The organism is Clostridium frigoris, assembly GCF_018861865.1.
GTDB lineage: Bacteria > Bacillota > Clostridia > Clostridiales > Clostridiaceae > Clostridium_AD > Clostridium_AD frigoris.
This window is the reverse complement of sequence record NZ_JAHLDV010000072.1, coordinates 1-12897: the sequence shown is the minus strand read 5'-3', so window position 1 is coordinate 12897 and position 12897 is coordinate 1. Positions and strand designations below refer to the sequence as shown.

General features: G+C 30.9%; 12 protein-coding genes. 10 read left to right on the top strand and 2 right to left on the bottom strand.

What is annotated here, in order from left to right; genetic code table 11:
• The first annotated feature begins 577 nt into the window (after nt 1–577).
• The 6 genes from KPL37_RS17745 (at nt 578) to KPL37_RS17720 (ending at nt 7541) form a co-directional block, all read left to right on the top strand.
• Entirely contained in the window at nt 578–880 is a 303-nt protein-coding gene (locus KPL37_RS17745) for a hypothetical protein (RefSeq protein ID WP_216151416.1), read from the top strand.
• An 83-nt stretch (nt 881–963) separates the two neighbouring features.
• Entirely contained in the window at nt 964–2025 is a 1062-nt protein-coding gene (locus tag KPL37_RS17740) for a BMP family ABC transporter substrate-binding protein (RefSeq protein WP_216151415.1), read from the top strand.
• A 118-nt stretch (nt 2026–2143) separates the two neighbouring features.
• Nucleotides 2144–3682 carry an ABC transporter ATP-binding protein gene (locus tag KPL37_RS17735; RefSeq protein ID WP_216151413.1) on the top strand — a complete coding sequence of 513 codons (1539 nt, stop codon included), beginning with the start codon at nt 2144–2146 and terminating at the stop codon, nt 3680–3682.
• Nucleotides 3672–4802, top strand: a complete 1131-nt coding sequence (locus KPL37_RS17730; RefSeq protein ID WP_216151411.1) for an ABC transporter permease — start codon at nt 3672–3674, stop codon at nt 4800–4802. Before KPL37_RS17735 ends, KPL37_RS17730 begins: the two co-directional genes overlap by 11 nt.
• A complete protein-coding gene (locus KPL37_RS17725) occupies nt 4792–5724 on the top strand; it encodes an ABC transporter permease (protein WP_216151410.1) in 933 nt (310 codons plus the stop codon). The genes KPL37_RS17730 and KPL37_RS17725 overlap by 11 nt, the downstream gene beginning before the upstream one ends.
• Nucleotides 5725–5909: 185 nt before the next feature.
• A complete protein-coding gene (locus KPL37_RS17720) occupies nt 5910–7541 on the top strand; it encodes a bifunctional metallophosphatase/5'-nucleotidase (protein WP_246578357.1) in 1632 nt (543 codons plus the stop codon).
• A 52-nt stretch (nt 7542–7593) separates the two neighbouring features.
• Here KPL37_RS17720 and KPL37_RS17715 read toward each other — a convergent pair whose 3' ends face one another.
• Nucleotides 7594–8454 carry a YitT family protein gene (locus KPL37_RS17715; protein WP_216151409.1) on the bottom strand — a complete coding sequence of 287 codons (861 nt, stop codon included), beginning with the start codon at nt 8452–8454 and terminating at the stop codon, nt 7594–7596.
• A gap of 229 nt (nt 8455–8683) precedes the next feature.
• On the opposite strand from KPL37_RS17715, the gene KPL37_RS17710 reads away from it, so the two are divergent.
• The 4 genes from KPL37_RS17710 (at nt 8684) to KPL37_RS17695 (ending at nt 12047) form a co-directional block, all read left to right on the top strand.
• Nucleotides 8684–9544 (top strand): hypothetical protein, encoded by an 861-nt coding sequence (locus KPL37_RS17710; protein WP_216151408.1) that lies wholly within the window; start codon nt 8684–8686, stop codon nt 9542–9544.
• Between the two features lie 285 nt (nt 9545–9829).
• A complete protein-coding gene (locus tag KPL37_RS17705; RefSeq protein WP_216151407.1) occupies nt 9830–10348 on the top strand; it encodes a hypothetical protein in 519 nt (172 codons plus the stop codon).
• Nucleotides 10349–10596: 248 nt separating this feature from the next.
• The gene (locus KPL37_RS17700; protein WP_216151406.1) at nt 10597–11835 is read left to right on the top strand and encodes a ComEC/Rec2 family competence protein; all 1239 of its coding nucleotides are present in this window, start codon (nt 10597–10599) and stop codon (nt 11833–11835) included.
• Nucleotides 11835–12047, top strand: a complete 213-nt coding sequence (locus KPL37_RS17695) for a DUF3006 domain-containing protein (protein WP_216151405.1) — start codon at nt 11835–11837, stop codon at nt 12045–12047. Before KPL37_RS17700 ends, KPL37_RS17695 begins: the two co-directional genes overlap by 1 nt.
• Before the next feature lie 57 nt (nt 12048–12104).
• Here KPL37_RS17695 and KPL37_RS17690 read toward each other — a convergent pair whose 3' ends face one another.
• Nucleotides 12105–12761 (bottom strand): hypothetical protein, encoded by a 657-nt coding sequence (locus KPL37_RS17690; protein ID WP_216151404.1) that lies wholly within the window; start codon nt 12759–12761, stop codon nt 12105–12107.
• Nucleotides 12762–12897 lie beyond the last annotated feature (136 nt).

The window sequence follows — 12897 nt, the reverse complement described above, 5'->3', positions numbered from 1 at the left end:
CCCACATAAATACAAAAATTCAATATATACCAAGAAGGTTTCTTTTTGAAATAATGAGATTTTAAGAATGAGTGAGATATCGAGAGTAATTTATAATATAGAGAGGAAGGTTTTACTTTTTCATACAAAATATAAAGAAAAATCATGAATGTTTATTGAATTATGTAAAGATAGCCTGTTATAACTGGTAATATATTAACTTTACATAATGTCTAAAATGTACAGGTTACGTCTGCAGTTGCAATTTGAAAATTATTATAATGATTTTAAGTAGTATTTTCAATTATAACAGCTGGTTTAAAAGAAATTTTCTGGTTCAAAAACACTTAAATTATCTCCTACATCTGTTTAATATCAACGATTTCAGAAGGAAAGTTTCCTTGCGAAATGTCGTTAAATTTAATGACTAATTAGTAAAATTACCCAGGAAATATTAATTAAAATGTATAGTAACGTTGAATATAATTAAATGTTTCCAATTATCAATAAGAATGTATGTACATTTACATAATATGGTGATAACATTAAATGGTAAAGTGTTTTAACAACAGTTATCAATCATATACTAAGAATTTATATGAAAGCTTTTTATACAAAAGTAAACGTTAACAAAATTAATTATACAGAGGGTAATATGAATGTGATACTAAAAGATATTGCAATTAAGACTGATAAAGGTATTAAGATGCTTTGTGAGAAAGCAGTTGAGCTTTTGACCCAAAAAATTTTAAACAAATCACTTTCTTTTCGATGCAATATGGTTGAACCTAAACTTATTATAAAAAAGCGTACATGTAATATCCAAATTAAAAATAAAAATAGAGCAATTAAATGTATTTTTTTTAAAGTTACTATAAAAAAAGCAAAAATAGTTATATAATTGTAATTGTAATTAATAGAAGGTTTAGAATAGTAAAAATTAACAGACTAAACCTATAATATATTAATAAAAGGGGGATATTTATGAAATGTAAAAAATTAGTTTCTTTAGTTATGTCTATGTCAGTTGTTGCTATGGTATTTGCGGGGTGCTCAAGCTCAGGCAAAACAGCTACCAAACCAGCTACAACTCCAAAAGCAACTTTTAAAGTTGGAATGGTTACGGATACTGGAGGCGTTAACGATCAGTCCTTTAATCAAGGATCATGGAATGGGCTTCAAGCATTTGCTAAAAAAAACCCAGGATCTCAGGTTAAGTATTTAGAATCAGTTCAGAGCTCAAATTATCCGTCAAATTTGAACCAGTTTGCAAGTAATAAATATAATCTTGTATGGGGAATTGGTTATTTAATGGAGGGTGCTATAAAAGCTTCTGCAAAAGCATATCCTAATGTAAAATTTGCAATTATTGACGATGCAATTGTTCCACCTATGAGCAATGTTACTGGTGTTGTATTTAAAGCTCAAGAATCATCTTTCCTTGTTGGTTATATTGCAGCACTTAAGACTAAGACTAACAAAGTAGGGTTTATTGGTGGAATTACAGGAACTGTAATTGATCAATTTGATTATGGGTTTAGAGCTGGAGTTGCATATGGTGCAAAAGAACTTGGGAAAACTATAGCTGTTGATGTTCAATATGCAAACTCATTTAGCGATTCATCTCTTGGAAAGGCAATTTCTCAGAATATGTATGCAAAAGGCGTAGATATTATATTTACAGCTGCTGGTAATGTTGGACAAGGCATGATTGCTGAGGCAAAGAGTGAAAATAAGCTTTGTATAGGCGTTGATATGGATCAATCTTCGCTTGCACCAAACAATATGCTTACTTCATCACTTAAAAATGTTGGTAACGTGACAGAAGCAGTTTCAAAGCAAGTTAAAGATGGAGTAAATATTGGAGGAAAGACACTTAATTATGGTCTTAAAGAGGAAGGTGTTGGAGTTCCATACACAGCTCAGGCTATAAAAATGTGTGGTCAAGACGTTCTTGATAAAACAAAGAACGTTTCTGCAGATGTTGTGAGTGGCAAGATAGTTCCACCTTATAACAAAGATACATTTGGTAAATATAGTAATTAATTAAAATAATAGTCAAATAGTAACATATAAGTATGAATAGATTTAATTAAACACACTAAATTATGAAAACTCATGATTTAGTGTGTTTAATATAAGATATAAAAAAGGAGAATAAACCATGGAAGCTAAGCTACAATATGCTGTGGAAATGAAGTCTATCTATAAATATTTTGATGATTTTTGTGCGCTTTCGTCAATAGATCTTAAGATTGCGAAAGGGAGTATACATGCACTACTAGGAGAAAATGGAGCAGGAAAAACTACGCTTATGAATATCCTTTATGGACTTTATACGCCTAATAGTGGAGAAATACTTATAAATGGCGAGAGCGTGGAAATGAAAAATCCAAATGTTGCAATAGAACATAAAATTGGCATGGTTCATCAGCATTTTAAGCTTGTGGGAAAGTTTACAGTAATTGAAAATATTATTCTTGGGAAAGAAGTAGTTAAGGCTGGCTGCGTTTTGGATATTGTGAAGGCTCGCAGGGAAGTTAAAAAATTATCCGAGACATATGGACTTGATGTTGATACTGATGCAAAAATAGAGGATATATCTGTGGGAATGCAACAAAGGGTTGAGATATTAAAAGCACTTTACAGAGGTGTAGAAATTCTTATTCTTGATGAACCTACTGCTGTTTTAACACCTCAGGAAATAGAAGAACTTATTAAAATCATGCATAGTCTTACAGAAAACGGTAAAACGATAATTATTATAACTCATAAGCTAAAAGAAATTAAAAAATCCTCACAGTATTGTACAATCATTCGTCGTGGAAAATATATAGATACGGTTGATGTTAAAAATACTACTGAGCAGGAGCTAGCTTCCATGATGGTAGGAAGGGAAGTTAATTTAAAAGTTAAAAAGACAAAAGCTAAACCTGAAGATGTGGTATTTAAAATAGAGAACCTTATCGTTGATGATAGCAGAAAAATAGAAAGAGTAAAAAACTTCTCTCTTGAAGTTAGAAAAGGGGAAATAGTTGGTATTGCTGGTATAGATGGTAATGGCCAAAAAGAACTTGTTGAAGCAATTACTTGCCTTAAAAAAGTGAAAGCAGGAAAAATTTCTATAAATGGAGTAGAAATCCAAAATACATCGACACATAACGTAATTGAACATGGAATTTCTACTATACATGAAGATAGACAAAAGCGGGGGTTAATTCTTGATTTCTCGGTTAAATACAATTTTATAACTGAAAAATATAATAAGTCTAAATTTTCCAAACATTTTGTTTTAAATAATAAAGCAATAAATAAATTTACAGATGATTCTATTAAGAAATATGATATTAGACCAGAAGATTGTGCATCTAAACCAGTAAGTGCATTGTCTGGTGGTAATCAGCAAAAGGTAGTAATTGCAAGAGAACTTTCTAATGACCCTGAGTTACTCGTTGCATTTCAACCAACGAGGGGACTAGATGTAGGGGCTATAGAATTTGTACATAGCACGCTTGTGAAACATCGTGACAGTGGTCATTCTATTTTGCTTATTTCCTTTGAACTTGATGAAATTATAAATGTCGCTGACAGAATTTGTGTTTTATATGATGGACAGATAGTGGCCGAGTTTCTACAAGGTGAAGCCGATGAAAAGTTGATTGGTCTTCTAATGGCAGGAGGGGAAAAGAAAGATGAAATATAAAATTGCTCAATTACTAAATAAGGCGGTTACAAAAATAATCCTTGCTATCATACTTGGTTTTATAGTTGGAGCCATTGTACTTGCCTTTGCTGGTTATAATCCATTTGATTGTTATTCTATGATGATTACGAGTATTTTCTCAAATCCCCTCAATATGGTTCAGGTTCTGATTTTGACAATGCCAAATATTTTAACAGGTCTAAGTGTTGCATTTGCATTTAAGACTGGACTTTTCAATATTGGAGCTGAGGGTCAATATCTTGTGGGAGCTATGGCAGCTGTTATAATTGGCAGCCAACTTAAATTACCACCAGGTATAAGCATTATTGTAATAATGCTTGTTGCTATACTTGCGGCTGGTCTGTACGGGGCTTTTGCTGGATTTCTTAAAGCAAAGTTTGGTATTCATGAGGTTATAACAACCATTATGCTAAATTGGATAGCCTTATACTTTAACAACTACCTAATATCAGTGCCAGGAATAGGTATAAAAAATACACAATATTCTGTTGCTATTAATCACAATGCATGGACAAATATACTTGTTAATTGGAAAGAAACGCCACATGGGCAGGCATATCTTGCAAGTCATCAGACATTAGCTACAATATTACTTGCAACTGACATAAATTATGGAATTATTATAGCTATAGTTGTTGCTATACTTATATGGTTCGTATTGTATAAAACAACATTTGGTTATCAAGTTAGAGCTGTAGGACTTAATAAAGATGCAGCTGAATTTGCTGGAATTGGTGTTAAAAAGAATATTATTATGACCATGTTTATTGCTGGTGGACTTGCAGGACTTGCAGGTGCTCTCCAAATGGCAGGTTCACTTCCTCATTCACTAGTAACTCTTGCAACTGCTCCAGGATATGGATTTAATGGGATAACCGTTGCACTGATGGCTAACAGTTCACCACTGGGGTGCATATTTACGGCACTTCTTTTATCAGGGCTTCAGTTTGGTGGAAGTACAATACAGATGAATCTTGGTGCACCGTCAGAGGTAGTTAATATAATGATTGGTGTTATTGTGTTCTTTGTTGCAGTAGCCTCTATGTTTACTATGATATCCGAAAAGTTAAAGAAGAGGAGGGTAAAAAATGAGCACTAGTATATTACTAGCAATAAGTATAACTCTTATGTATTCTGCACCGTTAATGTTCGCAGGACTTGGAGGAGTAATATCTGAAAATGCCGGTGTGGTAAATATCGGTATTGAGGGAATGATGACAATTGGAGCTTTTGCAGGAGCAGCGGTGGGTTACTTTACAGCAAATCCGTGGCTTGGATTTTTGGCAGGTGGCCTTGCTGGGGGACTGCTTGCTCTAATACATGCGGTTGCTTGTATTTCTTTTAGGGCAGATCAAACTATATCAGGTGTTGCTATTAATTTCCTTGGACCAGGAATTGCATTATTTCTTGGGAGAAAATTATTTGAGGGAAGTACAATGACAAAACCAGTTCCAAATCAAATACCAACTTTATTTGGCAGTTATGCAACAAATTCATCTAATTTGATTTTAAAAACAATGAATGTGAGACTTACTATACCAATAGTTTTCATTTTTGTTCTTATTATGTGGTTTGTGTTATATAAGACAAGTTTTGGACTTCGAATTAGATCAGTTGGTGAAAATCCAGCTGCAGCAGATACTCTTGGAATTAATGTAAATAAAGTGAAGTATTTGTCTGTCTTTACGTCGGGAGTTCTTTCCGGATTTGGAGGAGCTGCAATGACTTTAGCTGTGGTTAACTGTTTTACACAATCTACTATATCGGGGCAAGGATTTATAGCTCTTGCCGCAGTTATTTTTGGAAAGTGGAAACCACAAGGAACAATGGCCGCATGTCTTTTATTTGGATTTGCTCAGGCTTTGGTTGTAATTCTTGGTGGAAGTACTTCTGCAATTCATGTCCCACCTTCAATTTTATCAATGTTACCGTACGTTTTGACATTAATTATATTAGTCGCTTTTGTGGGAAACTCCACAGCTCCAAAGGCTGATGGTATACCATATTATAAGGGCCAATAATTACAAAGCGTGTTCGTACAAGATAATTAGACCCTCCAGTATGTGATTACTGGAGGATTTGCGTTTTTTTTACATGGGGAAATATGATAGCTAGTTAGACATTTATCTATTGATTATTTTCTAAATCAAAATTTATTCTATACTTTGGTAAAAGAGGAGTATTTATTACTATATAGACTTATTTTATGATAAAATTAGGTATTAGAATTATTTATCTTTTGATTGGGGAGTTTTATATGTGTATTAATGAAAATTTTAGACTAACAATATTAGAAACCAGCGATGTTCATGGAACGGTCTTACCTATAAATTATTCCGACAATTCCTATGCAAACTGTGGCCTTGCAGCTTTATCAACTATAATTACAAGGGAAAGAGAAGTAAATCAGGCTACTTTGCTTGTAGATAATGGGGATATGATTCAAGGTACAGCGCTTACATATTTTCATGCTAAAATAAATAATAATAGGATGAATCCAATGATTGAAGTTATGAATCTTATGGGATATGATGCTGCTGTAATTGGTAATCATGAATTTAATTATGGAAGGGCTTATTTGGATAATGCTATAAAAACGTCAAATTTTCCATGGCTAAGCGCTAATATTACAAAAAAAAATACTGACGAAAGCTTTATTAATAAACCGTACATTATTAAAACTTTTGATAATGGTTTAAAAGTAGGTATTTTAGGGCTAACAACTAAGTATATTCCTAACTGGGAAAATTTTGAGACAATTAAGGATTTAGATTTTAAAGATGTAGTAGAGAGTGCAAGCTATTGGCTCCAGATAATGAAAGATAAAGAAGCTACGGACATAAATATAGTAGCCTATCATGGCGGGTTTGAAAGAGATATAGAAACAGGTCAGCCATCCGAAAAACTCACAGGAGAAAATCAAGGTTATGAGTTATGCACTAAAGTGAGTAATATGGATGTGCTTTTAACGGGGCATCAACACAGAGTTATAGAGAATTTATCGGTAAATGGTGTTTTAGTTGTGCAACCAGGTTACAATGGTAAGTGTATTGGCAAAGTATCCATTGATTTAGTTAAAAACTCTGGAAAATGGTCGGTTCAAAGCAAAGTGTCTACAGTTATTGATGCAAATGCTTGTTATGTTGATAAAAGAATTTTGAATTCTACATGCCCAATAGAAACAGAAACGCAAGCTTGGCTTGATATTCCAATTGGGCATATAGAAGGTGACATGCTTATCAAGGATCACCTAAAGGCAAGGCTTAAAGATAATGCTTTTGCTGAGTTTATAAATAACGTTCAGATGGATGCAGCAAAGGTTGATATATCCAACACAGCTATTTTTGATAACAACTGTAAGGGATTTGATTACAATGTTACCATGAGAGATATAATATCAAATTACAAATATCCAAATACATTAAAGGTAATACAGATAAAAGGCTCTGATATAAAAGCAGCTCTCGAGAGAACTGCAGAATATTTTAGTATAGTTGACGGCGAGGTAGGGGCAGCAAAGAATGGTAATTATCTTAAACTTCAACATTATAATTATGATATGTGGGAAGGCATAGATTATGTTATAGATATTACAAAACCCATAAACTCTAGAATTACGAAAATTAATTATAAAAACTCTCCACTTAACATGGAGGGACGATATGCTGTAGTAATGAATAATTACAGAGCAGGTGGTGGTGGAAATTATTTATTTTTCAAGGGTAAACCTGTCCTTAAAGATATACCAATAGATATGGCTGAACTAATTGCAAATTATATACTTGAGAGAAAAACAATTAAAGCAACCGTGAATGATAATTGGAAAGTTATATACTAGATAAAATTAAAGAAAAAAGCAACAAAAACTGTACTAGTTTTTGTTGCTTTTTTTATATTAAATCATTTCTAAAGCCCTTTCCTCTTACCTCAGAAGCATCAACTATTATCATAAAAGCATCATTGTCTATCTCTTTAATAATTAACTTTAGTTCAGGAATTTGATGGAGGGATACAGTACAGAATAATATTTTTTGATGTTTGCCAGTATAGGCACCTTCACCATATAAAAAAGTAACTCCTCTACGCATTTTATACAAAATTCCATCACAAATTTCTTTTTCATTTCTAGTAATAATAAGAATTAATTTTTGCTTGTTTATTCCATTTATTACTCTATCAGTAACTTCAGCCGTTATAAACATTGCAACTATGGTGTACATTGCGCTGGTCACTCCAAAAAACAAAGTAGCGATGCAAACAATTATCATATTAATACAAAAGGATATTTGTCCTATATTAAAATTATCATATTTTACTTTTACCAAAGCAGAAATACTATTGAGTCCTCCTGCAGAACCGTGATTACTGAATATTATTCCTATGCCAATTCCATTTAATACTCCACCGAATAAACATAATAGCAGTGTATCATTTGTTCCAATTACACCTTTTAGAGGAGCGGTGAAAATTAAGAACAAAGAAAATGAAATTGTACCTATAAATGTAAGAAAAGTAAACCGTTTGTTAAGACATTTATAGCTTAGTATTAATAATGGAATGTTCATTATCAATACACTATATCCAGCAGGAAATTTAAATAGATACTGCATAATTAAAGCAATACCAGAAGCGCCTCCACTTAAAAGTTTTGCCTTGGATATAAACAAATTAATTCCAAATGATGATATTAAACTTCCGAGCAGAATAAAAAAGATATTCTTAATGATGCCTTTGTTTACATGAGTATGCATATTGTTTGTTCCTTTCGAATAAAGTCTAATTTTAAGACTTTTATAGTAAAACAATTGTACCATATCTTTCTTAAATATAAATTAGTTTAAATGAAGAAATAAACGAATATTATAGAATATTAAACATATTATTAATAGATTGCTTATATATTAGTAATTGTTTAGGCACCATATCTCAGCTTCATCTATATTTGCAATATATTACTGGAGCAAAAGGAGAAGTATAACAATGCGGGAGATTGAGTATAAGAAGGTTATTTCTAAAGATAGCCCAACAATATTAGGCTATAAGCATTTATTAAATATAAATGATGAATATCTATTAGCAAATGGTGGAATTTTGATAGATAATGGAGGAAATTTGATTTGGAATAGGTCGTGGGAACATTATTTTTCAAGAGCTATATATATAAAAGAAAAACAAATAATACTTACAAATAGGACTCTCGATTTTGGTATGTATGGGGAGTATAATTGTGGATTAGCGTGCATTGATATGAAAACAGGAAATTATATATGGAAACATTTTTATGATAAATATGAATCTAAGCTTAATTTAAGAAAAAAAGAGCCGGACATTAATATGATCAGAAGTATAAAAGAGATAGATGTTGACGAAGATTGTGTTTATGCTGATGACTTTAAAGTTAATTTATATGATGGCTCTTATTTATATATAGGAGAAAGAAAAGTAAGAAGAAAAAAAACACCAAATGTAATTTATCCGAAATTTGCAAAATCATATAAAGAAAAGATTCATAATAATGCTGAATATAAATTAAAGCTTAGTATTGAAGATAATATTATTAAAATCAATAACCAGGAATTATTTAAAGAAGGATACTTTTTTAATAAATGTGATTTTATTATGGAAACAGATCAAAACATATATTTTTTTGGTACACCAGCAAAGAAAAATCATCAAAATGCAATATTATTTAAATACTCAAAAAAACTAAAAAAAATGCTGGAAGAAATTGATTTACCATTTAGGAATGCACCTTTTGAAGTTTATAATTTTTTTGAAAAGGGTATGCTTATTTTTGTAAGAGACGATATATATTTATTAAAAGACTTTTTTTTAGAATAGTCGACATATATATAAGAAAATTTAAAAGCAAAATACTGCATTTGGGGGGACCCAATGCAGTATTTTTTATACATATAACAATAAAGTTGGTATAGTTTAATTATTGACCATTTTACAAATTTTATTCATGCTATTTAGTTAATTATTAAAAAACCAACCTAAAAACATGTTATAATGGCAATATAAGTGAGATTTTGTAACTTATATTTTAAGCTCAATCATAATCTTGGATTAAACATTGTCATCAGTGCAAAAAGAAAAATTAGTCACGAGGGGGAATAATTGATGGGAGAAATGAATAAAACTGAGTTAAAGAAATTTGAAGATAACATGTTGGAATTAAAAAACAAATTAGAAAGGTTTCATTTAGATATAAATTCTGAAAATCCAATGCAAATTATATTAAAGGGAAATCTTTATATAGAATATGCATTAAGAGAAAGGCTAAAAGAGCATCTTGAAAATCCAGAAATCTTAGAATGTGATAAATTGACATTTGATCAGCTAGCAAGATTAGTATTTTCATTAGGACTACTTCCAGTTGATATATTTAAAACTGTTACGGAAGTGAACCATATAAGAAATTTATATTCTCATGATCTTAAGTATAATTTTAATGAAGAAGAGTATAGAAAACTTGAAATTACATTTTCATCTGATTTTAAGAATATGTATTTGTTATTTTTAAGTAAGAATAAATATCCAATAAATACATTAATAAAATTACAAACAGCTATATTCACGATATGGCAATTAATCACAAATAGATATAATATGTTAGAAAGTTCAAAAATATATAAATAGCGGATAAATGCTATATAGAAGAAAAGTTATGCCACAGTTAGTACTGGCATAACTTTTTTTTATTATTTTTTACACAAAATTGAAGGATATTTGCATATATTTGTTGAATAATGACAGTGGAATCTTTTAATTTTAGGTGGAATGTAATCTAGCATTGTATGAACAGTTATCTAATTGCTCGAATATAAGTATATGTATGAGGATGTTATTTTAGAACAAAAGCAAAAAATATTTACAAGGGGATTAAAATGAAAAATGTAAAAAGGTATCTAGCTTCTATACTCGGATTAATACTTATTTTAAGCCTTACTGGTTGCTCAAGTATATCTGAAAATACTACAAAAACAGTTTTATCAGGTAAAGTATCATCAAAGCAGAATATAACAAATAAGCAACTTCAACCTATTAAAAATATAAGCTTAGTTAATAGTAAGGTCATTAACGATAAGAAGGCTATTAATGGTAATTTAAGAGTCTCTTATATAGATGTAGGACAAGCTGATAGTATTTTAATAGAGCAAGGAACAAGTTCAATGTTAATAGATGCAGGGAATAATGAAGACTCAAGTACTGTTAAAAATTATATAGCAAAGCAAGGTATTACGAAACTTGATTATATTGTAGGGACTCATCCACATGAGGATCATATCGGGGGACTAGACTCTGTAATAAATAGTTTTCAAATAGGTAAAATTTATATGCCAAAGGTCACATCAAATACTAAGACTTTTTTAGATGTAGTAAGTTCCATTAAAGCTAAGGGAATGAAAGTAACTGCACCTACAGTCGGGGAAACTTTTAAAGTAGGGAGTGCAACGGCCACAATTTTAGCACCTAACAGTACTAGCTATGAAGATTTAAATAATTTTTCAATGGTAATAAGATTAACTTTTGGTAATAATAGCTTTATGTTTGACGGAGATGCAGAGGGAGCATCTGAGAATGAAATGTTATCCAAAGGTCTTGATATAAGTGCTGATGTGCTTAAGGTAGGACATCATGGCTCTAGTTCATCAACTACGCAGGATTTTTTAGATAAGGTAAATCCTAAATATGCGATTATTTCAGTAGGCAAAGACAATAGTTATGGACATCCTCATAAGTCAACAATGGATAAATTAAAAGAAAAAGGTATTAAAGTTTATAGAACTGATGAAAGTGGAACAATAATTGCAACATCTGATGGTAAAAACATAACATTTAATACTAAGCCAGGTAGTTATGATTTTCTAGGATCAGGCTCAAGCTCTTCTAGCAAAAGCTTTTCAAGTAGTGGAAGCCCAGCAGTTAAAGCAGTTGCGACTAAATTGCCTAAATCATCAAATAATAGTAAAATTGTATATTATACTCCCTCAGGGAAATCATATCACTATGATAAAAATTGTAGAACACTCGCAAGAAGTAAGATCATATTAAGTGGAACCTTAGGTGAAGTAAAAAATTCTTCTCATAATGATCCGTGTAATGTATGTGCAGGAGGTAATTAATGAATTTAATAATTGATAGATTTGAAGGTGATTATGTTGTGTGCGAAAAAGAAGATAGAACTATGATGGATATTAAAAAATCTAAAATCCCTAGTGTAGCTAAGGAGGGGGATGTACTAATTATTGATAATGGTGTGATTATTATCGATATAGAGAAAACTAAAAAAAGAAAGATAGAAATCAAAAAATTAACTAAAGATTTATGGGAATAGTTAATCTTAACTTAGATATAAGAAGGCTGGTGAATTAATTCACCAGCTTTTGTATATCTAAGGTGTATATTGGCTTTCAGCTTTTACAATTATATTATTTTGAGTATAGATATAACATAACAAATATCCATTCCTACTATTGGCGATACGTTTGAAATTAGCATAGTTAGTAGAATGATTATTAATGTCATTGTTACTAGGATTTATCAAAAATCCTAGTAACTTTAGTGAGGCGTTACTCGCTATAACATAACTTTTTGTATTTTTGTTATTATTAACAATATAGTAATCATCATCTACATAATATTTTCCATCTTCATATATGGCAGTTCCATCCTTTTTAGCTGCCTCGATTGCTGCATTTCCTGTTAGAAACTTAACATCATCAAAGCTCAGATATCTCCTGCCAGCTTTCTCATATACCTTAGATATATAACCAATTTGTTTTGATTTTATTATTGGTCTAGGTTTAGCAAAAACTTGCTTTTCCGTTTTTGGTATTGATACTTTTTTAGAAAGAGAAAAATTTCTATTTTGATAGACTAATTCTTTTAAATTAAAATTAGCAGAGCTATGCTCAATGTCTTGATGAAATTTGCTAACTATTAGCCTACTTGTAAGATTACCAGCGGTTGATACTAAAATAACAACACAAATTATTATAGCTAGTATTATTGAAACTTGTACTTTGGGACCATTTGAATTAGAACTCATAAAATATTCACCCCCTTTTATAATCAGAGATTTCACGGAAACTCCCTAGTTCCTGTGATTACTCATTTTTAGTATCATTAATTTTTATTGATTCCCCCATTTTTTTTGCATAAAACACTTGACAAGTCTGTAGAAT

What these genes read in the sequence shown, in the direction of transcription:
- KPL37_RS17745 (WP_216151416.1), top strand. Translation starts at nt 578, where the DNA reads ATGAAAGCTTTTTATACAAAAGTAAACGTTAACAAAATTAATTATACA.
- KPL37_RS17710 (WP_216151408.1), top strand. Translation starts at nt 8,684, where the DNA reads ATGCGGGAGATTGAGTATAAGAAGGTTATTTCTAAAGATAGCCCAACA.
- KPL37_RS17740 (WP_216151415.1), top strand. Translation starts at nt 964, where the DNA reads ATGAAATGTAAAAAATTAGTTTCTTTAGTTATGTCTATGTCAGTTGTT.
- KPL37_RS17695 (WP_216151405.1), top strand. Translation starts at nt 11,835, where the DNA reads ATGAATTTAATAATTGATAGATTTGAAGGTGATTATGTTGTGTGCGAA.
- KPL37_RS17690 (WP_216151404.1), bottom strand. Translation starts at nt 12,761, where the DNA reads ATGAGTTCTAATTCAAATGGTCCCAAAGTACAAGTTTCAATAATACTA.
- KPL37_RS17735 (WP_216151413.1), top strand. Translation starts at nt 2,144, where the DNA reads ATGGAAGCTAAGCTACAATATGCTGTGGAAATGAAGTCTATCTATAAA.
- KPL37_RS17725 (WP_216151410.1), top strand. Translation starts at nt 4,792, where the DNA reads ATGAGCACTAGTATATTACTAGCAATAAGTATAACTCTTATGTATTCT.
- KPL37_RS17700 (WP_216151406.1), top strand. Translation starts at nt 10,597, where the DNA reads ATGAAAAATGTAAAAAGGTATCTAGCTTCTATACTCGGATTAATACTT.
- KPL37_RS17730 (WP_216151411.1), top strand. Translation starts at nt 3,672, where the DNA reads ATGAAATATAAAATTGCTCAATTACTAAATAAGGCGGTTACAAAAATA.
- KPL37_RS17715 (WP_216151409.1), bottom strand. Translation starts at nt 8,454, where the DNA reads ATGCATACTCATGTAAACAAAGGCATCATTAAGAATATCTTTTTTATT.
- KPL37_RS17720 (WP_246578357.1), top strand. Translation starts at nt 5,910, where the DNA reads ATGATAAAATTAGGTATTAGAATTATTTATCTTTTGATTGGGGAGTTT.
- KPL37_RS17705 (WP_216151407.1), top strand. Translation starts at nt 9,830, where the DNA reads ATGGGAGAAATGAATAAAACTGAGTTAAAGAAATTTGAAGATAACATG.